The sequence below is a fragment of the Devosia sp. Leaf64 genome, assembly GCF_001421945.1.
Taxonomy (GTDB): domain Bacteria; phylum Pseudomonadota; class Alphaproteobacteria; order Rhizobiales; family Devosiaceae; genus Devosia.
In genome coordinates this window covers 320,749-344,198 of record NZ_LMLO01000018.1, presented here as the reverse complement: position 1 = coordinate 344,198, position 23,450 = coordinate 320,749, and the positions used below count along the sequence as shown (strand labels likewise).

Annotated in this window: 20 protein-coding genes; 13 read left to right on the top strand and 7 right to left on the bottom strand. The window is 59.4% G+C overall.

Annotated features, from left to right (window positions below; genetic code table 11):
- Positions 1-10: 10 nt before the first annotated feature.
- On the top strand, positions 11-2,581 hold the full coding sequence (locus tag ASE94_RS10875; protein ID WP_062630409.1) for a PAS domain-containing sensor histidine kinase: 2,571 nt from the start codon (positions 11-13) through the stop codon (positions 2,579-2,581).
- 43 nt (positions 2,582-2,624) lie between these two features.
- A complete protein-coding gene (locus tag ASE94_RS10870; RefSeq protein WP_062630408.1) occupies positions 2,625-3,020 on the top strand; it encodes a DUF2237 domain-containing protein in 396 nt (131 codons plus the stop codon).
- Positions 3,021-3,030: 10 nt separating this feature from the next.
- On the opposite strand, the gene ASE94_RS10865 is transcribed toward ASE94_RS10870, so the two are convergent.
- The 3 genes from ASE94_RS10865 to araD1 all read right to left on the bottom strand — a co-directional run bounded on the left by ASE94_RS10865 (position 3,031) and on the right by araD1 (position 5,828).
- Complete coding sequence (locus ASE94_RS10865) at positions 3,031-3,687, bottom strand: glutathione S-transferase family protein (RefSeq protein WP_244484021.1); 657 nt, start codon at positions 3,685-3,687, stop codon at positions 3,031-3,033.
- Positions 3,684-4,700, bottom strand: a complete 1,017-nt coding sequence (locus tag ASE94_RS10860; protein WP_062630406.1) for an aldo/keto reductase — start codon at positions 4,698-4,700, stop codon at positions 3,684-3,686. Before ASE94_RS10860 ends, ASE94_RS10865 begins: the two co-directional genes overlap by 4 nt.
- A 132-nt stretch (positions 4,701-4,832) precedes the next feature.
- A complete protein-coding gene (araD1, locus tag ASE94_RS10855; RefSeq protein WP_062630405.1) occupies positions 4,833-5,828 on the bottom strand; it encodes an AraD1 family protein in 996 nt (331 codons plus the stop codon).
- 276 nt (positions 5,829-6,104) lie between these two features.
- Here araD1 and recA point away from each other — a divergent pair, with 276 nt between their 5' ends.
- Together recA and alaS are read left to right on the top strand one after the other, a co-directional pair.
- A complete protein-coding gene (gene recA / locus ASE94_RS10850; protein WP_061911241.1) occupies positions 6,105-7,175 on the top strand; it encodes a recombinase RecA in 1,071 nt (356 codons plus the stop codon).
- 265 nt (positions 7,176-7,440) lie between these two features.
- On the top strand, positions 7,441-10,080 hold the full coding sequence (gene alaS, locus ASE94_RS10845; protein ID WP_062630468.1) for an alanine--tRNA ligase: 2,640 nt from the start codon (positions 7,441-7,443) through the stop codon (positions 10,078-10,080).
- A gap of 109 nt (positions 10,081-10,189) precedes the next feature.
- Here the strand turns inward: alaS and ASE94_RS10840 are convergent, their stop codons facing one another.
- On the bottom strand, positions 10,190-11,074 hold the full coding sequence (locus tag ASE94_RS10840) for a DMT family transporter (RefSeq protein ID WP_062630404.1): 885 nt from the start codon (positions 11,072-11,074) through the stop codon (positions 10,190-10,192).
- Positions 11,075-11,271: 197 nt separating this feature from the next.
- Between ASE94_RS10840 and ASE94_RS10835 the strand changes: the two genes are divergently transcribed.
- A complete protein-coding gene (locus ASE94_RS10835; protein WP_082461155.1) occupies positions 11,272-12,969 on the top strand; it encodes a VWA domain-containing protein in 1,698 nt (565 codons plus the stop codon).
- Between the two features lie 69 nt (positions 12,970-13,038).
- Here ASE94_RS10835 and ASE94_RS10830 read toward each other — a convergent pair whose 3' ends face one another.
- Positions 13,039-14,250, bottom strand: a complete 1,212-nt coding sequence (locus ASE94_RS10830) for an NADP-dependent isocitrate dehydrogenase (RefSeq protein WP_061911247.1) — start codon at positions 14,248-14,250, stop codon at positions 13,039-13,041.
- Between the two features lie 142 nt (positions 14,251-14,392).
- On the opposite strand from ASE94_RS10830, the gene ASE94_RS10825 reads away from it, so the two are divergent.
- Positions 14,393-14,809 (top strand): MarR family transcriptional regulator, encoded by a 417-nt coding sequence (locus tag ASE94_RS10825; protein WP_062630402.1) that lies wholly within the window; start codon positions 14,393-14,395, stop codon positions 14,807-14,809.
- Between the two features lie 57 nt (positions 14,810-14,866).
- Complete coding sequence (gene fabF / locus ASE94_RS10820; RefSeq protein WP_062630467.1) at positions 14,867-16,150, top strand: beta-ketoacyl-ACP synthase II; 1,284 nt, start codon at positions 14,867-14,869, stop codon at positions 16,148-16,150.
- Between the two features lie 2 nt (positions 16,151-16,152).
- Here fabF and ASE94_RS10815 read toward each other — a convergent pair whose 3' ends face one another.
- On the bottom strand, positions 16,153-16,488 hold the full coding sequence (locus tag ASE94_RS10815; protein ID WP_200913632.1) for a TfoX/Sxy family protein: 336 nt from the start codon (positions 16,486-16,488) through the stop codon (positions 16,153-16,155).
- 398 nt (positions 16,489-16,886) lie between these two features.
- Here ASE94_RS10815 and ASE94_RS10810 point away from each other — a divergent pair, with 398 nt between their 5' ends.
- The 6 genes from ASE94_RS10810 to ASE94_RS10785 all read left to right on the top strand — a co-directional run bounded on the left by ASE94_RS10810 (position 16,887) and on the right by ASE94_RS10785 (position 21,944).
- Positions 16,887-17,570: a GNAT family protein gene (locus ASE94_RS10810; protein WP_244484020.1), complete on the top strand. Its 684-nt coding sequence runs from the start codon at positions 16,887-16,889 to the stop codon at positions 17,568-17,570.
- Positions 17,571-17,750: 180 nt separating this feature from the next.
- Positions 17,751-18,347, top strand: coding sequence for a GNAT family protein (locus ASE94_RS10805; RefSeq protein ID WP_062630400.1), 597 nt, complete (start codon positions 17,751-17,753; stop codon positions 18,345-18,347).
- A 56-nt stretch (positions 18,348-18,403) separates the two neighbouring features.
- A complete protein-coding gene (locus ASE94_RS10800; RefSeq protein ID WP_061911615.1) occupies positions 18,404-19,216 on the top strand; it encodes an RNA methyltransferase in 813 nt (270 codons plus the stop codon).
- 67 nt (positions 19,217-19,283) lie between these two features.
- On the top strand, positions 19,284-20,522 hold the full coding sequence (locus ASE94_RS10795; RefSeq protein ID WP_062630399.1) for an MFS transporter: 1,239 nt from the start codon (positions 19,284-19,286) through the stop codon (positions 20,520-20,522).
- Between the two features lie 173 nt (positions 20,523-20,695).
- Positions 20,696-21,313, top strand: coding sequence for a 30S ribosomal protein S4 (rpsD, locus tag ASE94_RS10790; protein ID WP_061911256.1), 618 nt, complete (start codon positions 20,696-20,698; stop codon positions 21,311-21,313).
- Positions 21,314-21,518: 205 nt separating this feature from the next.
- On the top strand, positions 21,519-21,944 hold the full coding sequence (locus ASE94_RS10785; RefSeq protein ID WP_062630398.1) for a VOC family protein: 426 nt from the start codon (positions 21,519-21,521) through the stop codon (positions 21,942-21,944).
- 45 nt (positions 21,945-21,989) lie between these two features.
- Here ASE94_RS10785 and ASE94_RS10780 read toward each other — a convergent pair whose 3' ends face one another.
- The gene (locus tag ASE94_RS10780; RefSeq protein WP_062630397.1) at positions 21,990-23,390 is read right to left on the bottom strand and encodes an SbmA/BacA-like family transporter; all 1,401 of its coding nucleotides are present in this window, start codon (positions 23,388-23,390) and stop codon (positions 21,990-21,992) included.
- Between the last annotated feature and the right edge of the window lie 60 nt (positions 23,391-23,450).

Below are 23,450 nucleotides of genomic sequence, written 5' to 3'. Positions count from 1 at the left end.
GCTCCCATTCATGGCCACGACGCCGCTCGGCGAAGACAACTACCCCGATCCGTTGGTTTCTGCTGCCAAGGGCGGTGCCGGTCTCTGGCGCGTCGCGGCGCTGGGGCTTGTTCTGGTCGGCGCCGCGGTTGCCTTTGCGCTCTTTGGTGAGCGGGTCCCGGCCGAAGTGGTCATGACTTTTGTGGGGCTGCTGGCCGTCGCCGGAGTCTTCTTCCTCTTTGGCTTGGCTGCCGGGCTGTTCCGCTTCGCGGCGTCCGAAGAGCGCCGGACGATCGCCCGAGCTGTGGTCGATACGGCTGCACGCGGGATCGTCGTGGCCGATCGCGATGGCAAGATCGCCTATGTGAATTCGCACTATGGCAATTTTAATGGAGCGCTGACCAATGGCGTGCCCGTCAGCCTGCCGCGCCTTTTCGCCGGACAGGCCGATGCCGGCGAGGCCATTTACCGGCTTACCCGCGCCGCCAAGGATGGCCGTAATGCAATCGAGGATTTGCGCATCGTCGGCGGCCTCGGTGGGTCGCAGACCGAGAGCGCTCGGGCCTTCTGGTATCGCATTTCCGTCCGGCCGCTGCCAGCCACCGATGAGACGACCAAGCCGATGGTCGTCTGGACCGTCGAAGACATTACGCGCGACCGCGAAAGCAACGAAACCGCTTTCCTCGATCTCCAGCGCGCCATCGATTATCTCGATCATTCTCCCGCCGGCTTCTTCTCCGCCGATGCTCAAGGCCGCATCCAATACCTCAACTCGACGCTCGCCGATTGGCTGGGCTACGACCTTGCCGAGTTCAACGCCGGTCATTTGAGCCTTGGCGATGTGGTCCGTGGCGATGGTGCGACGCTCCTGATGCGCGGCCGTCGCGATGGCGAAATCCACACCGAGATCATCGATATCGACCTCGTGCGCCGCAATGGCACCGCCTTGCCGGTTCGTATGTTGCACCGCGCCGCGCGTCTTGCTGATGGCGAATTGGGCGAGACGCGGACCCTCGTCCTCGATCGCTCCAGCGCCCCCGAAAGCGAAGAAGAACTCCGCGCCGCCGAAGTCCGCTTCTCGCGCTTCTTCAACGACACGCCTTTCGCCATTGCTACCCTCGATGGCCAAGGCCGCATTGTGCGAACCAACGCTCCATTCGGGCGCATCTTCCGCTGGTCTGGCGAGGAAAAGAGCTTGGAACTGCAGCCGATGCATGACCTCATCGGCGAAGGCAGCCGCGACAAGCTTATGCGCGCACTGTCCGACGCTACGGCACAGCGCAGTGAAGTCGAACCCGTCGACGCGCAGTTGAGCGTCGAAGGCGAGCATGCCGTCAGACTCTATATCTCCGCGTCCGAAGTCAGTGCCGGCTCACCTGAGCAGATCAACGTCTATGCGCTCGATATGACCGATCAGCGCAAGCTCGAAGCCCAGTTCGCTCAGAGCCAGAAGATGCAGGCGGTCGGCCAGCTTGCGGGGGGCGTCGCGCACGATTTCAACAATCTGCTCACCGCCATCATCGGCTTCTCCGATCTCCTGCTGCTCAAGCACAAGCCGGGCGATCCGTCGTTCAGCGAACTCATGCAGATCAAGCAGAATGCCAATCGCGCTGCCGGTCTTACTCGTCAGCTACTCGCCTTCTCGCGCCGCCAGACTTTGCGCCCGCAAGTGCTCGAACTGCCGCTGATCGTCGATGACCTCACCGTGCTGTTGAAGCGCATGATCGGCGAGAAGAACAATCTGACGGTCGAGCACGGCCGAAATATCTGGCCAGTCCGTGCCGACGTGGTGCAGCTCGAACAGGTCATCATTAATCTCGTCGTCAATGCGCGCGACGCCATGCCCGATGGTGGCTCGATCACAGTCCGCACCAACAACATCACCGAAGACGAAGCCCGCGACCTCAAGTTCGATGGCATGGCCGCTGCAGACTATGTCCTTATCGACGTCCAGGATACGGGCACCGGCATGAGCCCCGAAGTCATGGCGAAAATCTTTGAGCCCTTCTTCACCACCAAGGAATTGGGCAAGGGCACAGGCCTCGGCCTCTCGACGGTCTACGGCATCGTCAAGCAGACCGAAGGCTTCATCTATCCCGTCTCGGTTGTCGGCGTCGGCACGACCTTCAAGATTTTTCTGCCCCGCTACGTCCCGACCGCAGAAGAAACCGCGGCCAAAGTCGCCATCGCCACCGCGCCAGCCAAGGACCTTACTGGCCACGAACGCATTCTGCTTGTCGAAGACGAAGAAAGCGTCCGCGCTTTCTCGGCTCGCGCTCTGCGCACCACGGGTTATGAAGTCTTCGAAGCCGATGGCGGCGAAGAGGCGCTCGAAGTGCTCGAAGACCTCGATTACAAGGTCGACCTCATCATTTCCGACGTCGTCATGCCGGAAATGGACGGGCCAACGATGCTCAAGGTCATCCGCGAAAAGATGACAAATTTGAAGATCATTTTCGTGTCCGGCTATGCCGAAGAGAGCGTGCGCCGCGATATCGAGGATGATCAGAGCGTCGACTTCCTGCCAAAACCCTATTCGCTCGACCAGATCAATTCCAAGGTCAAGGAAGTGCTTCGGCGCCAGGACAAGACTGACGGCTAGGGCAGGGCGCAACATCGCCCTGCCACCTCAGTTTGGAGCTTTCATGAACCACCAAAACCGCATCGAAGGCCCGAACGAATATAACGTTCTCGGCGAAGCGCTGCAGCCGTGCTCCGACGATCCTCTAACGGGCTTCTTCCGCACCGGCTATTGCGCGGCTGGTCCAGAAAACGCGGCCGTGCATCTAGTCTGTATCGAAGCCACAGCCGAGTTCCTTGCCTATTCCAAATCCGTCGGCAATGACCTCTCGACGCCACGCCCTGAATTCGGTTTCACTGGCATCGTTCCCGGCAACCGCTGGTGCCTCGTCGCCGCCCGCTGGCTGCAGGCCCACGAGGCCGGCAAAGCGCCGCGGATCCACCTCCGCGCCACCAACCGTAAGGTCCTCGACCTCGTTCCGCTCGACATTCTAAAGCGTTACGCAATCGACCTAAACTGACGCATCAGCTTCAGTCGTGGGCCCGTAACTCGTCGTAAGAGACCATCACGTGCTCTCGGAAAGCCTGCCGCTGCGTCAGTTGGTGATAATAACGCTCGACATTGGGCCAGCTTGGTCGCGGAATATCGATGTCGAAATAGCGATAAAGCACGTGTCCAAACTGGATATCGGCGAGCGTAAAATCGCCGCCCGCCAAAAATGCATGCCGCGCCAACTGCGCTTCGGCAATCGCGAGGATCGCATGCAGCTTTTCAAGCGCCGCTGCAATCGCCACGGGATCACGCCGTGACGGCGCCGTCCGCACCACGCGCCAAAACACCGGACCTGTAAAAGCCAGCGTCACATTGATCTTGGCCCACTCAGCCCACTGATCCGCCGGCGCCCGCACTGCCGGATCGCTCGGCCAAAACGGGGCATCGCCATAACGCCCCGCGAGATAACGCAGTATGGCGCCCGTCTCCCAGATGGGCTGATTGAGCCCATCTTGCAGCACCGGCACCGTCCCATTCGGGTTCATCGCCAAAAATTCCGGCGTATCATTGCCGCCGAAGCGATGCCCGACATCGTAGCGCTCGTAGGGCAGCCCGAGTTCGCCGATGCACCACATCAGTGCTTGCACATTAGACGACGTCTTGCGCCCCCAGACTGTCAGCGTGTGATGGCTCAAGCTGTCCCGCCCGGTATCGGCGTGCCCTCGGCCAGCAGACCCTTCTCCGCCAGCGCGGTCCACAGCGCGTCTGGGATCTCTGAATCCCACCAATCCAGAATGCCATCCAGCTCCTCGGGCGAGCGAGGACCTGGCAGCACATTGCACACGGCCGGATGGGTCAGCGGAAACTGCAGCGCCGCCGCGGGCAGTGGCACGCCGAACTCGCGACACACGGCCTCGATCGCGCGCACCTTGGTGACGATCTCTTCCGGCGCGCGCTCATAATTGAACTTGTCGCCGCCAACCAGAATACCGGAATTGAACGGTCCGCCGACGACGACCGACGCCTTTCGCGCGATACAGGTCGAGAGGAATGGCTCCAGCGAAGTCTGTTCCAGGAGCGTGTAACGGCCAGCCAGTAGGAACACGTCCCAATCACCAAGCGCAAAGGCGTCCATCAACACCTGCCACTCGTTGACGCCGAGCCCGATCGCCTTGATCACTCCGCTATCGCGGAGCCCGCGCAGCGCCCTGTACCCGCCGCCCGCCAATTGCGCCCAGAGCGGCTTGTTGCCCTCAACCCCATGCGTCGCCGTGCCGATATCGTGGACATAGACGATGTCCACCCGGTCGAGCCCCAGCCTCTGTAGGCTATCTTCGAACGAGCGCATGACGCCATCATAGCTGTAATCGTATTGCTGATCGAAGGGCAGGGGATCGACCCAGTTGCCTTTGTCCTGCCGGTCTGGCGAAACCGGCTTGAGCAACCGCCCGACCTTGGTCGACACCACGGGCCGAACCGCTGCCTCGCGCAGCACGTCGCCTACGAAATGCTCCGATCGCCCCAAGCCATATTGCGGCGCGGTATCAACATAGGTGATGCCTTTGTCGAGTGCGTGTTGCACCGTGGCGCGACCCTGGTCAGCCGGCACGCGCGAGAAAATCCCGGCCAGCGATGCGCAGCCAAGCCCCAGTGTGGTCACCTCGAGCGCCGTCTCGCCCACGCGCCGCGTGTCAAACCTGCTGGTCACCAGAAACCTCCCTTAACTCCCTCCAAAACAACTGACATGTTAGTTGCGGCGAGTAAAGTGCAGCGCCCTTCGACAAACAAAAAGGGCCCCTCGCTTTTCAGCGAGAGGCCCGATGTCAGTCTTGCGAGACGCTCAGTAGAGCCCGCTGATCAGCACTGGCTTTTCCTGCTCGAGACGCACCGGATTGCGCAACGGCAAGCCGAACTGGCTCTCCTCGATTTCGAAGATGTCGTTTTCCTTGGTCGAGATGCCATCCGCAAAGCTCAGCGTCGCCGTCCCGAACATATGGACATGCACATCGCCTGGCTCACGGAAGAGGCCATATTTGAAGTGGTGATATTCGAGGTTGGCGATGGTGTGGCTCATATTGTCCTCGCCGGAGAGGAACGGCTTTTCCCAGAGCACTTCGCCGTCGCGACGGATGCGCGACATCCCTTCGATATGATTGGGCAGATCGCCGACCCGCAATTCCGGGCCAAAAGAGCAGGCGCGCAGTTTGGAATGCGCCAGATAGAGATAGTTGATCCGCTCGGTCACGTGGTCGGAAAATTCGTTGGCCAATGCAAAGCCGAGGCGGCGTGGCTGACCATTGGCATCGATCAGGTAAATGCCGGCGATCTCCGGCTCTTCGCCTGCGTCGAGCGCAAAGGACGGCGAGGGGATGGGATGGCCTGGATTGGAAACGATATGGCCATTGCCCTTATAGAACCATTCAGGCTGCACACCCTTTTCGCCGCCAGTTGGCTTGCCGTTTTCCAGCCCCATGCGGAACATTTTCATGCTGTCGGTCAATTCGCCCGCCGGCTTTTCACCATTGCTCTTGTGCATGGCGTCGCGCGTTGCGGCCGATCCGAGATGGGTCAGGCCAGTACCAGTTACATGCATATGCGTCGCGTCGGGGTGATCGATAGGAGCCAGCAACCGGCCCTCGGCCAAAAGGGCGGCCTTATCTACAGTGCCACCAAGACCACGCGCATCGATCGCGGCCGATAGACCGCCAAGGCCCGCCAGGGCTGCCTGAGCCAGTTCATAGACACTGCTGACGCCCTCGACCTTGCGAGTCGCTCCGTCGCGCGTCACGCCCACGGCGCGGGTGCCATTGTCATCGAAATACTGGATAAGGTGCATGACTTTCCTTGCCTCCTGGGGCCTTCGGCAGCTTGGCAGGCATAAAGCGCAACCAGTCGCAGCCTGTCTAGTCAAAAATCATACTTTTGAGACTCGCGGTCCCAATCATCCGTAGAATCATCACACGAGGTCGCATCGGTCAATCTAAATGTTCTCTTTTTGTGCCTTGACAGTACCGAAACATAATGAGAACAAATACAGCACGATTTGTGGACATTGATCTCTCGACCCAGCGCGTTGCGTGGTCCTCGAGAGCGTGAAATAAGGAGAGAAATCATGGCTAGCTCGCCGCTTCGCGTTGTTGAGGGTGGATCGATGGATAAGGACAAGGCTCTTGCGGCAGCGCTGAGCCAGATCGAGCGGAATTTCGGCAAGGGCTCTATCATGCGCCTGGGCGAAAATTCCGCAATCGAAGTGGAATCGATCTCGACCGGCTCGCTCGGTCTCGATATCGCTCTTGGCATTGGCGGATTGCCCAAGGGCCGTATCGTCGAAATCTTTGGGCCGGAAAGCTCGGGCAAGACGACGCTGGCTTTGCATGTCATTGCCGAAGCGCAGCGCAAAGGGGGCATCTGCGCCTTTGTCGACGCGGAACATGCGCTCGATCCGGTCTATGCGCGTAAGCTCGGCGTCAATGTCGATGACCTGTTGATTTCCCAGCCGGATGCCGGCGAACAGGCGCTCGAAATCACCGACACGCTGGTCCGGTCCGGTGCTATCGACGTTCTAGTCGTCGACTCGGTTGCAGCGCTCACCCCGCGCGCCGAACTCGAAGGCGAAATGGGTGATGCGCTTCCAGGCCTTCAGGCCCGCCTGATGAGCCAGGCCATGCGCAAGCTGACCTCGTCTATTTCGAAGTCCAAGTGCCTCGTCATCTTCATCAATCAGATCCGCATGAAGATCGGCGTGATGTACGGCTCGCCCGAAACGACCACGGGCGGCAATGCGCTGAAATTCTATGCTTCGGTTCGTCTCGATATCCGCCGCATCGGGGCGCTCAAGGATCGCGAAGAGATCGTTGGCAACCAGACCCGCGTCAAGGTGGTCAAGAACAAGCTTGCTCCGCCGTTCCGTCAGGTCGAATTCGACATCATGTATGGCGAAGGCATTTCCAAGACTGGCGAATTGCTCGATCTCGGGGTCAAGTCCGGCATCGTCGACAAATCTGGTGCCTGGTTCTCCTGGGATAGCCAGCGCCTGGGGCAGGGCCGTGAAAACGCCCGTCAGTTCCTCAAGGACAATCCGGAGATTGCCAACACGATCGAGCAGGGCGTCCGCGAGAGTTCGGGCCTCCTTGGCGAAGTCTTGCTCGTGGCCGGTGGCGAGGAAGACGCCGGCGACGAATAAAGCCTCCACAAAAGTCCCATGCATACTTTTCGACCCTCGCCATCGGCGGGGGTCTTTTTCTAGGGCGAGTTGTAATTGGCAGTTGGTCCGATGCTGCTCTTCTCCTTGTGGTGAGGAAACAAGTGCTGATGTATCGGCATCAGCCACCCCAACCTTCTCCCATCCCAATATCGCCGCAATGCTGGACATTTCCGTCATTCGCACGATAGAAAGCCACGTTTCTTTCTGGACGCGCCCGCGTTCTGTTCGTCATGAAAGCCTGTTGATGACCAGCGTAAACGATCTCCGCTCGAGCTTTGTCGATTACTTCGCCCGCAATGGCCACGAAGCCGTCGCCTCGAGCCCGCTCGTGCCGCGCAATGATCCGACGCTGATGTTCACCAATGCCGGCATGGTGCAGTTCAAGAATGTCTTCACGGGTCTTGAAAAGCGCCCCTATTCGACGGCGACGACGGCCCAGAAATGCGTGCGTGCCGGCGGCAAGCATAACGACCTCGACAATGTCGGCTTCACTGCGCGCCACCACACCTTCTTTGAAATGCTGGGCAATTTCTCGTTCGGCGACTATTTCAAACCGCAAGCGATCGAGCTCGCCTGGAACCTTCTCACCAAGGACTGGGGCCTTTCGCGCGACAAGCTGATGGTCACTGTCTATCAGGACGATGACGAAGCGCTCGAACTCTGGAAGAAGATCGCCGGTCTTTCCGAAGACCGCATCGTGCGCCTCGGCGCCAAGTCGAATTTTTGGCAGATGGGCGATACCGGTCCCTGCGGTCCGTGCTCGGAAATCTTCTATGACCATGGTGACAAGGTCTGGGGCGGCCCTCCGGGCTCGCCGGATGAAGATGGCGATCGCTGGATCGAAATCTGGAACCTCGTCTTCATGCAGTTCGAACAGCATGCCGATGGGTCCCGCACCGGCCTGCCGCGTCCGTCCATCGACACCGGCATGGGTCTCGAACGTGTTGCTGCAGTCATGCAGGGCGTTCACGACAATTACGACATCGATCTCTTCAAGGCGCTGATCTCGGCCGCCGCCAATGCCACGAATGCCGACGTCGATGGTCCGGGCAATCGGAGCCTCCGCGTCATTGCTGATCACCTCCGTTCGATGAGCTTCCTCATTGCCGAAGGCGTACTGCCCTCAAATGAAGGCCGCGGCTATGTTCTTCGCCGCATCATGCGCCGCGCCATGCGTCACGCAACCCTTCTGGGCGCGAGCGAACCGACGATCTACAAGCTTGTCCCCGCGCTCGTTCGGGAAATGGGCCAGGCCTATCCCGAACTTAGCCGCGGCGAAGCCATGATCGCCGAGACCGTTCGCCTCGAAGAAGGTCGCTTTCTCAAGACGCTTGGCCGTGGCCTGCAGATTCTTGAATCGGAAACATCCGGCCTCGGCGAAGGTGATGTGCTCAACGGCGCCGCCGCTTTCAAGCTCTATGATACCTATGGCTTCCCGCTCGATTTGACGCAAGACGCCCTGCGTTCGCGCAATATCACGGTCGATCAGGCAGGGTTCGACGCTGCCATGGCCCAGCAAAAGGCTGAAGCCCGCAAGAACTGGGCTGGCTCGGGTGAAGCGGCCACCGATACCGTCTGGTATGGCCTTGCCGACAAGCTCGGTCCGACCGAATTCCTCGGCTACGAAACCGAGACGGCCGAAGGCGAGATCAAGGCATTGCTGGTCGATGGCGCTGAAGTCGCCGAGATCGCCGCCGGCCAGGACGGCGTCGTCGTCGTCAACCAGACCCCGTTCTATGGCGAGAGCGGCGGCCAGGTCGGCGACTCCGGCGTCATCAAGGGCGAAGGCTTTGCCGCCGACGTTCTCGACACTGGCAAGCACCACGGCGTCTTCAGCCATAAGGTGAAAGTCACGGAAGGCACGCTCAAGGTTGGTCAGGCGGTCGAGCTCGTCGTCGATCACGACCGTCGCTCCTCGATCCGCTCCAACCATTCTGCCACCCACCTTTTGCACGAAGCCCTGCGTCTCGTGCTCGGCGACCACGTCGCGCAAAAGGGTTCGATGGTGTCCGCCGATCGCCTGCGCTTCGATTTCGTGCATACAAAGCCGATGACCCCGCAGGAAATCGCCGAGGTCGAGGATATCGCCAATACGATCATCCTTCAGAACACCGCGGTCGAAACGCGCCTGATGGGCGTCGATGAAGCCAAGGAATCGGGCGCGCGCGCTCTCTTCGGCGAGAAGTATGGCGACGAAGTCCGCGTCGTTTCCATGGGCGAGCCGACCGGTAATGGTCTGGGCTGGTCCGTCGAACTCTGCGGCGGCACCCATGTGCGTCGCACCGGCGATATCGGCCTCGTTTCGATTGTCACCGAGACCGCGTCTGCCGCAGGCGTCCGCCGCATCGAGGCCCTCACCGGCAAGGCCGCCCGGCATCGCGGCAATACAAATGTCAACATCGTCTCGTCGGCTGCCAGCCTCCTCCGCTCCGGCACGCATGAAGTGCTCGAGCGCATCGAAGCCCTGCAAAACCAGATCAAGAGCGCAGAAAAGGCCCTGAGCGACGCGCGCCAGAAGCTGGCCCTCGGCGGCAGCGGCGAAGGCGGCAGTGCCACTGAAACCGTCAATGGTGTGACTTTCGTCGGCCGCGTCGTCGAAGGCGTCGCCGCCAGGGATATCAAGACAGTCGTCGATGCCGAAAAGAAGCGCATCGGCTCCGGCGTCGTCGTCATCGTCCTCAAGGGCGAAGACGGCAAGGGCACCGTGGCCATCGGCGTGACGGAAGACCTCACCGGCAAATATGCCGCCGGCACCTTGATCAAGTCAGCAACCGCAGCGCTGGGCGGGCAAGGTGGTGGTGGCCGTCCGGACATGGCCCAGGGTGGCGGTCCAGATGCCTCCAAGGCCGACGACGCCGTCGCCGCTATTCGCGCCCTGATCTGATCGAACGGCAGCCTTAAACACAAAACCCCGCGCCATCGGTGCGGGGTTTGTCGTTTCTAGAACCAATTCGCCGCTGAGGACGCGTCGATGGTAACGGACTGCTACCGGATCACTCCCCAATTCGGAAGAAGAACACTCGCGGCTTCCAGCGGATCGGTCGCTTCTCGCTGAGCACATTCATGAGCCCCGCTCCGACCACGATTAGCATCCCGACGACCGCAATCCAGTCCGGATATTCGCCGAAAAAGAGCGCGCCGAACAGGATCGCCCAGATCAGCTGACTGTACTGAACCGGTGCGATCAGGTTGGCAGGCGTCTGCTTGCTGGCCTGAATGAGCAGCAGCGCACCGACACCACCGAGTAGACCAATGCCCAAAAGGATCGCCATCTGCTCCAGATTGGGTACCACGAAAGTCCGTATCATCATGAAGCCATTGAAAATTCCGGAATAGAGCACCTGCAGCCCGACAAGGCTGACGCGTCTCTCTTTGGGCGCTACATGGCGGAGCACGGTTGTTGTGACCGCGGCCAGAGCGGCAGCGACCATCATCACGTAATGGCCCATTTCAAGCTCGCGAAGACCCGGACGGATGACCAGCACGACGCCGAGGAAACTGACGAGCAGGAGCAGCCAACGCGGCACGGAAACATGCTCGTGGAGAAGCACTACCGACAGCAGGGTCACGAACAAAGGTGTTGTAAAACCAATGGCATAGACGTCGGCAAAGGCAATATGGGTAAAGGCATACATGACGCAAGCCGTGGCCGAGATCGCCGTTGCGCAGCGCAGGTGCACAAGCCAGGGATGCTGCAACTTATAGATGTCGCGCCAGCGCTCGCCGCGCTTCGTCAGCAGAGCGGGAATGATCGAAAAGCTCGTGGTGAAAAACGCGATTTCGAAGACCGACAGGCCGGACCCCGTGGCTTTGATCAGTGCATCACCGATGGAATAACTGGCATAGGCCAAAAAGGCCAGAATGACGCCGACGGGCATCTCAACTACCTGACAAATCGGGGTTTGGACTCGTGAGCGAGCAATCTACCATACTAAGCTTGTTCTTCGCGGTCACGCTCTTCTAGTCCGCCTTAACTCGGGATAATCTGGCTCCGCCATTCATCCCGGCTTCAGCCGCGCAATGGCTTGGTTGGAGCATGGCGGACCGGTGACCGGCCGCTTCTGGAGGGCATTCCATGACTATGTTCAAGCGAGCCATGCTTGGCGCGATAGCCGCGCTGGGCCTGGCTTTTCCGGCCTTATCGGCGGAGCGCGCCATCATCGTGCTCGATGGATCCGGTTCCATGTGGGCGCAGATCGATGGCAAGGCGCGGATCACCATTGCGCGTGAAACGCTGGCGTCAGTTTTAGCGGATCTGCCGGACGATCTCGAACTCGGTTTCATGACCTATGGGCATCGCAAGAAGGGCGATTGCGGCGATATCGAAATGCTGGTCGAGCCAGCCGTCGGCACGGGAGCGGCGATCGCCAAAGCGGCGGATAGCATCAATCCCAAGGGGATGACGCCGATTTCCGACGCAGTAAAACTTGCGGCGGAAGACCTGCGCTACACCGAGGAAAAGGCCACGGTCATCCTCATTACCGATGGGCTCGAAACCTGCGAGGTCGATCCGTGCCAGCTTGCAAGCGAACTTGAAAAGCAGGGCGTCGATTTTACCACCCATGTCCTGGGCTTTGGTCTCTCCGATGAAGAAGGCCAGCAGGTGGCTTGTCTCGCGGAAAATACGGGCGGCCAATATCTTTCTGCCGCCGATGGTGCGGGCCTTGTCGACGCGTTGACAAAGACCGTCGCGCAAGTGGTACAGGCCGAGCCGAAACCAGAGCCCGAACCAGCCCCGAAACCTGAACCGGCGCCTAAGGTCGAATACAACTTTGCGCCGACCGCGTCGCTGTCCGAAGGTGGACCGGATATCGAGGACGGTGGTCCGCTCAATCTGACCTGGCAGTGGTTCAAGGTGAACCCCGACGGCACAAAGGGTGAATGGATCGACACCGACTACTATGCCCGCTTCAAAGGGACGTTGGAACCCGGCGATTATATCGTCACAGTCGAATATGGTTATGCCACTGCTGAACAGCCCGTGACCATCGTAGCAGATAAGGTCAACGACACGCATTTCATCCTCAACGCAGCCGTCTTCAAGCTGCATCCAAAGTCGAGCGAGGGTGCCGAGGTGAATGAAAATGCCTCAATCGGAATTCGCCACAACAGCGAAAATGTCACGACGCAATATGGCGATAAGGTCCTCGTTCTGCCCGCCGGAAAGCTAGACTTCGACGTGACGATCGGAGAGGCCACGGTGACTCGGTCTTACACGGTAAAGGCAGGCGAGACGATCGATGAAGACGTCATCGTTGGCACGGGTCTTGTGTTCTTCAAGGCTGAGTACGCGCCCGGCGTAAAGGTCGAAGATAATGACCTATACATGGAAATCTTCGATGCCAAAGTGGCGCTTGATGGCACGCGGAGTTCGATAGCCTATGGCTATGATGGCGAGCAGGATTTCGAGCTGGCGCCGGGCGACTACGTCATGGACTACAAGCTGGACGGCACGACGGGTCAGATTCCGTTCAGTGTCGCGACCGGTGAACGGACGGATATTCCGGTTGTGCTTGACGCAGGCGTGCTGGCGGTGACGACACCGAGCGACGATTATGTCGAATTCCGCAGCCCCACCAAGGACATCGCGGGCAATATTACATCGTTCGACTATGGCTATGGGCCGAACGTGCAAACCACGCTCAAAGCGGGCGACTACATCGTGTTTTCAGAAAAGGGCGATGTCGAAAGCGAAACGCCGGTGACCATCAAGGCGGGCGAGCGGTTCGAGTTGACCATCACGCCGCCGAAAGCCGGGGGGAAGAAAAAGTAGGGCTGTACCCCAAAAGCAAAGGCCGGATCGTGAGATCCGGCCTTTTTCAATTCAAAGCGATTAGAGCGCTTACGCCATGGCCTTCTGGAGGTTGGCGTCAATGGCGTCGAGGAAGCCGATGGTCGAGAGCCATGGCTGATCTGGGCCGACGAGCAAGGAGAGATCCTTGGTCATCTTGCCTTCTTCGATGGTGTCGACGGTGACCTTTTCGAGCGTCGAGGCAAACTTGGCGAGTGCCGCGTTGTCGTCGAGCTTGGCGCGGTGTGCGAGGCCACGGGTCCAGGCGAAGATCGACGCGGTCGAGTTCGTCGAGGTTTCCTTACCCTGCTGGTGCTGGCGGTAGTGACGGGTCACGGTGCCGTGGGCGGCTTCCGATTCCACGATCTTGCCATCGGGCGTTGCCAGAACCGAGGTCATCAGGCCGAGCGAGCCAAAGCCCTGGGCCACGATGTCGGATTGCACGTCGCCGTCATAGTTCTTACAGGCCCAGACATAGCCGCCTGACCACTTAAGGGCCGAAGCAACCATATCGTCGATCAGGCGGTGTTCGTACCAGATCTTCTTGGCTTCGAACTTTTCCTTGAACTCGGCTTCATAGATCTCCTGGAAGATATCCTTGAAGCGGCCGTCATAGACCTTGAGAATGGTGTTTTTGGTCGAGAGGTAGACCGGCACGCCACGGGCGAGGCCGTAGTTGAAGCTCGAATAGGCGAAGTCCCGGATCGACTCGTCCTGGTTGTACATGGCCATCGCCACGCCAGCGCCCGGAGCCTGATAGACTTCGTGCTCGATGACCTGACCGTCTTCGCCGGTGAACTTGATGGTCAGCGTGCCCTTGCCGGGGAATGTGAAATCGGTGGCGCGGTACTGATCACCGAATGCGTGACGGCCGACGATGATCGGCTGGGTCCAGCCGGGAACGAGGCGCGGCACGTTCTTGCAGATGATGGGCTCGCGGAAAATCACGCCGCCAAGGATGTTGCGGATCGTGCCGTTGGGCGACTTCCACATCTTCTTGAGGCCGAATTCTTCGACGCGCTGCTCATCGGGGGTGATGGTGGCACATTTGATGCCGACGCCATATTCGCGAATGGCATTGGCCGAATCCACGGTCACTTGATCGTTGGTGGCGTCGCGGTTTTCGATCGAGAGATCATAATACTTGATGTCGAGATCGAGGTAGGGATGGATCAGCTTGTCCTTGATCGCCTGCCAGATGATGCGGGTCATTTCATCGCCGTCGAGGTCCACAACTGGGTTGGCGACTTTGATCTTGCTCATCGGATACTCCCTGAAAATCCTTGCTTTGGCCCCTCGGCCAATTTCGCAGCCCCTATAGCATTATGAGCGCGAAGCGCAAAGACGGGTCCGGCAAGGGGGCATGCCATTGACCCGTGCATATGCACGGGCGTACTGAGCTGCCATGCAGGATGACTTTGATATTTGCCTTGTGCTGAACACGCGAATGGCCGCGCGAGCGGTCACGCGTCTGTCCGATCGGCGCCTACGGCCGTTCGGCGTTACCGCGGCGCAATTCAATATTATGGGGATGCTGGTCAGCCGGCCGAACCGCTCCATCTCGGAAATGGCGAGCGAACTGGCCATGGAACGCACCACGTTGTCGCGCAATCTGGCACTGCTCGAACGAAAAGGTCTGATCGCAACCGAAGCGATCGCCGAGGGAAAAGCGCGGCCCTATGCCCTGACGGAAACCGGCCGCGCGGCTTTCAACAAAGCCATTCCCGAGTGGCGAAGCTCGATTGCCGACCTGCGCCTCGCACTGCGCGACCCCGATTATGAGACTGTTATCAACGGTCTCCGCACTATCGCCCGCCTTTAAGCGGACCTCACACACAGACCATCTCCAAACGAATCCGTTCACACAGAGGACATGCCCATGCTGAAGCCCGATCCATCCGACCCAATCGTCGTTACAGGCATGGGAGCAGTGACCCCACTTGGCGTTGGTGTCGAGGTTTTCTGGCGCCGGTTGATCGAGGGCAAAAGCGGTATCGTACGCAATGATCGGTTCGATACCGAGGGTTTCGTGTCGCCGATTGCCGGCCTCGTGCCTGGCAAGGATCGCGATGAGCACGGCTTTGACCCCGTCGACTTCATCGACGCAAAAGAGGTCAAGAAGATGGACCTCTTTATCCAATATGCTCTGGGTGCGACGGCTGAAGCCCTGGCGCAGGCAAACTGGTTTCCCGAAACGCTTGAGGACCAACTGGCTACCGCGACGATCATCGGTTCGGGGGTCGGCGGTTCGCCGGTGATGGCCAAGGCGGTGGAGACGATTCGCGAGAAGGGGCCGCGCCGATTGTCGCCTTTCACCGTGCCGTCCTTCCTCGCCAATCTCGCCGCTGGCTGGGTATCCATTCGCTACCAGTTTCGCGGTCCAATCGGCACGCCGGTTACGGCTTGTGCTGCTTCCGCTCAGGCCCTTGGCGATGGTGTGCGCTTGCTGCTGACAGGTGAAGCCGAAGTCGTCGTCGCCGGTGGCGCCGAGGGATCTGTCGATCCTATCTCGGTCGGCGGTTTTGGCGCAGCCCGCGCGCTTTCCACGGCCTATGCGGATGATCCGACCAAAGCCTCACGGCCATTCGATAAGGGCCATGATGGCTTTGTGCTGTCGGAGGGCGCTGCTGTTGTCGTCATAGAAAAGCTCAGCCATGCGCTAAAGCGCGGTGCGACGCCTTTGGCGATCGTTGCTGGGTACGGCACGTCCGCCGATGCCTATCATCTGACCTCAGGCTCTCCGGATGGGGCAGGAGCGCAGGTTGCGATGCGTAATGCGATCAAAATGGCTGGGATCGACCAGTCGGCAATTGGTTACGTCAATGCGCATGCCACATCGACCCAGGTCGGCGATATGGCTGAGATTGCCGGCATCGGGGCTGTGTTCGCTGGGCGCGGCAAGGATCTGGCGGTTTCGTCCACCAAGTCGGCTACGGGTCATCTTCTCGGCGCAGCAGGGGCGCTCGAAGCTATCGTGGCCATTCAGGCGATCCGCAACGACATGCTGCCGCCGACGATCAATCTCGACGATCCGGTAGAAGAGGCAGACATTTTCGATCTAGTGCCGAACAAGGCAAAGCCCAAGCAGTTGGACTACGTGCTGTCCAATTCCTTTGGTTTTGGCGGCGTCAACGCGGCGCTTGTCTTCGGTAAAGCGCCGTAATTCTATTTGGCTGGGAGCGTGGCGACAAAGCGTCGGCATCGCCCCAGCCAATCAGCGAGATTGTCGTCGTCTTCGAGGGCATCGCCCGAGACGACGACGAAGCCGGTCATGCTGCGGCCGCCCATATCCATGATGCTGGCTCCGGAAATGGCAAGCGCCTCATCCATTCCGTCCTTGCCCACGCGGACAATGAGACTGCCTTCCTTTGTCGGGCAGCACAGCATGTTTCCGTTTTGCATAAATGCGCGGCCGCCGAACATTTTCTTCTCGGTGAGAAAAGGCAGGGGCCCGAGGACATCGCGGACGCGATCGCTCAACTCGTCGCATGCCAGGCTCATCACGCTTCGTCCTTTCTATAGGTGTCGTGACGCGGAAGGTGATCGGCGATCAGATCCCAGGCTTGATGGCTCCGTGAAAAGATCAGCTGATTTGGCGTAAACCAGTCATTGTCACCCGCGAAAACGCCCACAGGGACGATACGAAGGGCAGGGGCGCGCGAACTCTGAGCAAATAGCGTGGTGCCACATTCGGGGCAGAAGTGGCGCGTGAAGCTTGCTCCCGATGCAGCCGGGCGGGAGATAAATTTCAGCGCGCCTCGCGTCCTAACTTCTTCGGCACGGAATAGAACGACCGCAGAATGTCCGGCGCCGCCAACGCGCTGGCAATTCTCGCATGAGCACATGAACATCGACACTGGTCGGCCGGCGACGTGAACGGAATTGGCGCCGCAGTCGCAATGTCCGTATTGATCCAGGTTAAGATTATTTTTGTGGGTCATGGCAAAAAGTTGCATGCTCGTTGCGGGTCTGCAAGATGCCTCAACGTTCCCTTAATCCGCGGAGAAAGTATCATGGGTTACTATCCGCACTTCCCGGTATCGACAAAAAGGTTGCGGCTCCGCCCATTCACCCGCGGTGATGTCGATGCGGTGTTCGACTATCGCGGTCGGGCTGATGTCGCACTCTACCTCTTCGATTCAGCGCTCAGCCGAGATGAGTGCGCCCAAGCGGTGCAGCAGCGCATCGTCCATACCAATTGGGCAGAAGAGGGCGACAAGATTGTGCTGGCGGTGGAGCTTTCAGATAGCTCGCGCGTCATTGGCGAAATGTCGCTTATCTGGCGAAACGTCGATGCCCGTCAGGCCGAGATAGGCTGGATTTTTCACCCGGAATATCAGGGCCGTGGTTACGCGACGGAGGCGGCGCGTGCGGTCATCAACCTGGGATTTTATGGTGGGGACATCCATCGCATCTTTGCACGGTGTGACGCACGGAACAGCCCGTCGTGGCGCCTCATGGAGCGGTTGGGCATGCGCCGTGAAGCACACTTTCGCGAGCATGCACGGTTCAAGGGTGGCTGGGATGAGGAGTTCATCTATGCTGTTTTGCAGCGCGAATGGCAGGGCGACAACCAGCCCTGATCGCCGCAAGACCTATTGCTCCATGATATGTGGTTTCACCAATGTCATCCGGAGACGTCCCTGTTTGTGCCTGCAAGTGCTAAGTGAGCTGAATTTCATTAGATATTGCAGGAACTTCCATCCGATCATGCCGTTGTCCCCTTGGAGCGTCCAGCAGCTTACATAAGGGGCGGAATCGTCATGTCGGGTTTGAATTTTCCAATCACTACCAATCGTCTTGTTCTTCGTCCGTTTGAGCGCAGTGATGTGCGCCTGGTCGCACGCTATCTCACTCTGCCGTCCGTCCAACGCTACCTGGCTCGCCCAACGCGCTATGCTGAAGATGTTGCCGGCGCCGTCGAAGTCATGCGCAACCAGATCGGTTTGCAGCGTCCGGGCGATGTTCTTACCCTTGCGATGCAGCGCAAAGGCGATCAGGCCGTGCTTGGCCATGTTTCGCTGAAATGGTCTGACGCGACCGCGGGGCAGGGCGAATTGCTGTTCTGCATCGATCCCGCCCACGCTGGCAACGGCTTCCTCACAGAAGCGCTGACAGCCATGCTGAACCTGTCCTTCGATCATTTCCGCATTCACCGCATTTTCGTGCGCTGCGATGGCCGCAATCATCACTCAGCCAAGCTGATGCAGAAGCTAGGCATGCGCCTTGAGGCGCATTATCGTGAGCATGCGCTCTTCCAGGGCGAATGGGACGAGGAATTGCACTTTGCCATTCTCGATCGCGAATGGCAGGCATCGTCCAAGGTGCGCCCATTGCCGCTGCGCGAACGCGTCGCCTGATTTGCACCTGAGGCGCATCTGCGCTATGTCGCCGCCAAATCGGCTGGATGGCGCAGATGGCAGGCACTGACACTTCCCTCTCCATAACGCTGGCCCCCGGGCCAGCGATTATTTTATGCGAACCGCAATTGGGCGAGAATATCGGCACTGCGGCACGCGCCATGGCCAATTTCGGGCTCTGGGACCTGCGCCTTGTTCGCCCGCGCGACGGCTGGCCGAATGAAAAGGCGGTAGCAGCTGCCTCTCGAGCAGACCATGTGCTCGAGCGTGTCCGTGTTTTCGAAACACTGGAAGACGCCATCGCCGATCTCAAGCTGGTCTATGCCACTACGGCCCGTTCGCGCGACATGCAGAAAGAAGTGCTGGGGCCGGAAGAAGCATCGATCAATATGGCCCAGAGCATCAATGCCGGGCAGGGGGCGGGACTGCTCTTCGGTCGCGAACGTTGGGGCCTTCTCAATGATGAAGTCGCCATGTCGGACGCGATCGTAACCCTTCCGGTCGAACCGGCATTCGCGTCTCTCAACATCGCTCAGGCGGTTTTGTTGATGGCATATGAATGGCGTCGCCATGGTGGCCCGGGCAAAGATCTGCCCTTTGGGGACGGGCTCGATGAAGCCGCGCCGCGCAACGAACTTGTCGGGCTGTTCGAGCATCTCGAAGGCGTGCTTGATCAGAGTGGTTTCTTCACGACGCCGGATAAGCGCCCCAGCATGGTCAACAATCTGCGCACGGCGCTCACCCGCGGGCGATTTACCAGCCAGGAAATCCGCACACTGCGCGGCGTGATTTCTTCAATCGACCGGCGCCATGAGCGACCGAATCCAAACCGGCAGAAGGCCGAGGCCGATAAACCGATCACGGATTAATCTGCCGAACGGATCGGACCAGATTCGCCTTTGACGCCGGTGCGACAAAGTGTCATGCCGGGTAATCATGTTCACGACCCATCCTACTGAGCCCAATCGGCTTGCCTTCACCTATCCCGGCTTTCGCTTTTTTTGGCTGACGACACTGTTCGTCAGCTTTGCCGTGCAGATCATGTCGGTCTCCATCGCCTGGCAGATTTTTGCCGTGACTGGTGATTATTTCCTGCTCGGGCTTGTTGGGCTGTGTCTGTTTCTCCCGGCGCTCTGCCTTATCCTCGTTACGGGATTGACCGCCGACCGCTTCAATCGTCGCGGCATCATGGCAATCTGCCTTACCGTGGAATTGCTCTGCGCCCTCGGATTTCTGGCCTTGGTCGAAGTTGAGGCCCATCAGGTCTGGCCGATCTTCGTCATCCTGGTCGTGTTGGGGACAGCCCGCGCCTTCTGGGGTCCTGCGGCGCAATCGCTGGCGCCGAATCTGGTGCCGCCTGAGGCGTTATCAAACGCGATCACGGTCAATGCGTCGGCCTGGCAGATTGCCAGTATCGCGGGACCGTCGGTCGGCGGCGTCCTCTATGCCATCAGCCCGATCCTCGCCTTTGGCACAGCCGCCGTGCTGCTGGTCTGCGGCGCTGTCTGCGTTACTCTCATTCCCAAGCCCACTCAGCAACGGGCTCAGCAAGCGACGAGCCTTGAAACCATCTTTGGTGGCTTCCGCTATATTCTCTCCAATAAGGTGGTGCTCGGTGCCATCTCTTTGGACATGTTTGCGGTGCTCATGGGCGGCGCCGTTGCGCTGCTGCCTGCCTTTACCGAGGAAATCCTCCACGGCGGGCCAATGGAATTCGGCGTGCTGCGCGCCGCGCCCGGAATTGGCGCGCTCACCATGGCGCTCGTCTTGACCAAGTTCCCGGTGCGCAAGCATGCGGGCAAGACCCTCTTTGCCTTCGTGGCGCTCTTTGGTCTCTTCACGCTCGTCTTCGGCCTCTCGACCAGCGTTTGGCTCTCCATTGCTGCGTTGATGCTGGTGGGTGCTGCCGACATGGTCAGCGTCACGATCCGCGAAACCATCATGCAGCTTTGGACGCCGGAAGAGGTCCGCGGACGTGTCAACGCGGTCAATTCAGTCTTCATTGGTGCATCCAACGAGCTTGGAGAGTTTCGCGCCGGGACCGTTGCGCACTTCATCGGTCCGGTTGCCGCGGTGGCCGTCGGAGGTGTCGGCGCCATGCTCGTCGCTGGGCTCTGGAGCCGGCTCTTTCCGCAACTGCGAGAGCAGGACAGTTTGGACAAGAAGATGGTCTGAAACCCCTCCGGCGCTTGACAGGATGGCCCCTCGCCACTATCAAGCGCCCACCTATCCGGCCCTCGGGCCTTATAGGCGCACCCGGGATCTCCTGAATTTTTAGGAATCTGTCGGCCCTCGGCGACGAGGGCAAAGGAGGGCGCGATCCATTCAAACTATGAAAGGGATACGCGATGTCGAAGCGTCATTCTGTAAAGTACAAGATTGACCGCCGTCTTGGCGAGAACATCTGGGGCCGTCCGAAGTCCCCGCTCAACGCACGTGCCTATGGCCCCGGCCAGCACGGTCAGCGTCGCAAGGGCAAGCTTTCGGACTACGGTCTGCAGCTCCGCGCCAAGCAGAAGCTGAAGGGCTACTATGGCTCGATCACTGAAAAGGCTTTCCGTCGTCTTTATGACGAAGCCAGCCGTCGCAAGGGCGACACTGGTGAAAACCTGATCGGTCTGCTCGAGTCGCGCCTCGACGCGATCATCTATCGTGCGAAGTTCGTCGCAACGGTGTTTGCTGCTCGTCAGTTCGTGAGCCACGGCCACGTGACCGTCAACGGCCAGCGCGTGAACATCCCATCCTACCAGGTCAAGGTTGGCGACAAGATCGAAGTGCGTGAGCGCTCCAAGCAGCTCACCGTCGTTCTCGAAGCCGTCCAGCTCGCTGAACGCGATGTGCCGGATTACGTAGAAGTCGACCACAACAAGATGGTCGCCACCTACGCCCGCGTGCCCGCCCTCTCGGACGTGCCGTACCCGGTCCAGATGGAACCGAACCTCGTCGTCGAATTTTATTCGCGCTAAGCGAACACGACGCACAGAACTGGGAAGGGCCGCCATCTGGTGGCCCTTTTCTTTTGGCTCAATACGATAGTCTAAAAAGGAAAGGCTGGTGCGGTTAGCCCAGCCCCTGCGTTAAGACCGCAGGTCCTGGCCTTCGCCACGCGATGAGTCCCATGACCTTGAACGCCTGCGCATAGTGCGCGTGCGACATAAAGCTCCTGGAACGATGAAACAGTCTATCGCCGTCATCACACTCGGCGTCGCCGACATCGCCCGCTCACGCCGCTTTTATGGGGAAGGCTTTGGGTGGACACCTGTATTCGACAATCCTGAAATCGTTTTTTATCAAATGAACGGGTTCGTGCTTGGTACCTTCCTCAAGCCAGTACTGGAGGAAGACATGAACCAGCGCGGCCTACCGGTGGGCCCCGGCGCCTATGCGCTAGCCCACAATGTCCCGAACAAAGAAGATGTCGAGCCGATCATGGATTCCCTTCTTTCAGCCGGAGGCATGCTCCTGCGCAAGGCTGATGCGCCAATTCATGGCGGCTTCCGAGGTTACATCGCGGACTCGGATGGGCACGCCTGGGAAATCGCCTGGAATCCAGCCTGGCCGATCGATCAGAACGGCCACGTCACTTTTGCCGTGTGATCAAAAGAGAAGGGCCACTCCGAGGAGTGGCCCCTTGATTGAGTATCAGGTCGTCGCAGCGCCGCTGACGCTTTCCTTGATCGGCTCTTGATCCTTCGGGATAAAGCTCTCGAAGAGACGCAGACGCAGATAGACCGACTGCAGTTCGACAATCGTTGTCCAGGCGCGAGCGAAGAACTGGAACGAGGACGAAACCTGGCCAAAAGCCAACTGTACCTGCTGATAGACACCCATGGTCAGGCCGCCAGCAAGAATAGTCGGCGCCATGGTTAGAAGCGGAACGTATCCAACCATGTTGAGGTAGGCGTAACGCGCCAGGTTGAAGTAGGTGTAGTGGAAATAGAGCCTAAAATAGTTCTTCTGCACATTGGCAAAGAGCTCCTTCACCGTTGGCGGATCGGCGCGCTCGGCATGATCTTCGCCAAACACCAGTTCCTTACGATAGGCTGCTTCAACGCGCTGATTGGCAAAGTTAAGGCCGGGTAGTTTGATACCAACGGTCGCAAGCAGTACCGTGCCGATAATGGCGGCTGCAAGTGCCACCCAGACCAGACTGCCGGGAACTTCACCGACGAACGGCAGCTCGGTGATCGTGCTCGATAGTCCCCACAGCATCGGCAGAAACACGACAAGCGTGATCAGCGAGCTGAAAAAGGCCGTGCCGAGGTCCTCAACGATGGTCGCGAAACGCATGGTGTCTTCCTGCACACGCTGCGCGGCACCTTCCGTTTGGCGGATCGCTGGCCAATGCGCCATGTAGTAGAAGTTCATCGCCTTGCGCCAACGGAAGACGTAGTGCGAGGTGAAGAAGGCGAGCAAAACTGAAACGATGATGGTTGGCATCAATACGATCAGCAGCGTGAAGACCTCGCCGTAAAAACGCTCAGGCGAAACCGACCGCGGTTGGGTCAAAGCCAGCTGGATCATATCGAAGAACACGCCAGACCATTCGTTGACGAACGCTTCGACCTGCACTTGGAAATAGATGACCAACAGGATCCCAGTCGATCCGACGACGCTCCACCAATACCATTCGTTGCGCTTGTAAAAGTACCAGAAGACGCAGAACGCAAGCGCAACGAGCAGCACATACTCATAAAGCCAGACGCGATCCCCGTTGAGGAAGTTGCCAACCGAGGACTCGGCGGCGCCCGCGGCGGCAGCCTGTTGTGAGGTCGAAGTGGCGCTTTCGGTTGTCGCCGGAGCATTGGGGTTGGTCTGATCGGCACCCGCCGCAGGCTGCGCCGCAACCGGATCGTCTGCTGTCGTCGGTTGATCGGCGCCCGGTGTCTCCGTCGAGGCGATCTGGGGGTGGGTGAACCGATCGATACTGATGACAGAGCGGATGGGTTCGCCGACGGCAAACCAGATCAGCACGGACGCCAGGAGCCACAACGCTGCCGACGAGAAGAATATCTTGGGGACGGGGAAAAAGGAGCGGAACACCGGGAGACTCCAAGGTGCCAGGAAGATGTGTCATCTAACTGTGGCATTACGCATAAAACA

Bases quoted from the DNA above. Each gene is read 5' to 3' on its own strand.
- ASE94_RS10835 (WP_082461155.1), top strand. From the start codon at position 11,272: ATGACTATGTTCAAGCGAGCCATGCTTGGCGCGATAGCCGCGCTGGGC.
- ASE94_RS10840 (WP_062630404.1), bottom strand. From the start codon at position 11,074: ATGCCCGTCGGCGTCATTCTGGCCTTTTTGGCCTATGCCAGTTATTCC.
- recA (WP_061911241.1), top strand. From the start codon at position 6,105: ATGGCTAGCTCGCCGCTTCGCGTTGTTGAGGGTGGATCGATGGATAAG.
- araD1 (WP_062630405.1), bottom strand. From the start codon at position 5,828: ATGCACCTTATCCAGTATTTCGATGACAATGGCACCCGCGCCGTGGGC.
- ASE94_RS10810 (WP_244484020.1), top strand. From the start codon at position 16,887: ATGTCCGTATTGATCCAGGTTAAGATTATTTTTGTGGGTCATGGCAAA.
- ASE94_RS10870 (WP_062630408.1), top strand. From the start codon at position 2,625: ATGAACCACCAAAACCGCATCGAAGGCCCGAACGAATATAACGTTCTC.
- ASE94_RS10800 (WP_061911615.1), top strand. From the start codon at position 18,404: ATGGCAGGCACTGACACTTCCCTCTCCATAACGCTGGCCCCCGGGCCA.
- ASE94_RS10795 (WP_062630399.1), top strand. From the start codon at position 19,284: ATGTTCACGACCCATCCTACTGAGCCCAATCGGCTTGCCTTCACCTAT.
- rpsD (WP_061911256.1), top strand. From the start codon at position 20,696: ATGTCGAAGCGTCATTCTGTAAAGTACAAGATTGACCGCCGTCTTGGC.
- ASE94_RS10815 (WP_200913632.1), bottom strand. From the start codon at position 16,488: ATGAGCCTGGCATGCGACGAGTTGAGCGATCGCGTCCGCGATGTCCTC.
- ASE94_RS10805 (WP_062630400.1), top strand. From the start codon at position 17,751: ATGTCGGGTTTGAATTTTCCAATCACTACCAATCGTCTTGTTCTTCGT.
- fabF (WP_062630467.1), top strand. From the start codon at position 14,867: ATGCTGAAGCCCGATCCATCCGACCCAATCGTCGTTACAGGCATGGGA.
- ASE94_RS10875 (WP_062630409.1), top strand. From the start codon at position 11: ATGGCCACGACGCCGCTCGGCGAAGACAACTACCCCGATCCGTTGGTT.
- ASE94_RS10830 (WP_061911247.1), bottom strand. From the start codon at position 14,250: ATGAGCAAGATCAAAGTCGCCAACCCAGTTGTGGACCTCGACGGCGAT.
- alaS (WP_062630468.1), top strand. From the start codon at position 7,441: ATGACCAGCGTAAACGATCTCCGCTCGAGCTTTGTCGATTACTTCGCC.
- ASE94_RS10785 (WP_062630398.1), top strand. From the start codon at position 21,519: ATGAAACAGTCTATCGCCGTCATCACACTCGGCGTCGCCGACATCGCC.
- ASE94_RS10825 (WP_062630402.1), top strand. From the start codon at position 14,393: ATGCAGGATGACTTTGATATTTGCCTTGTGCTGAACACGCGAATGGCC.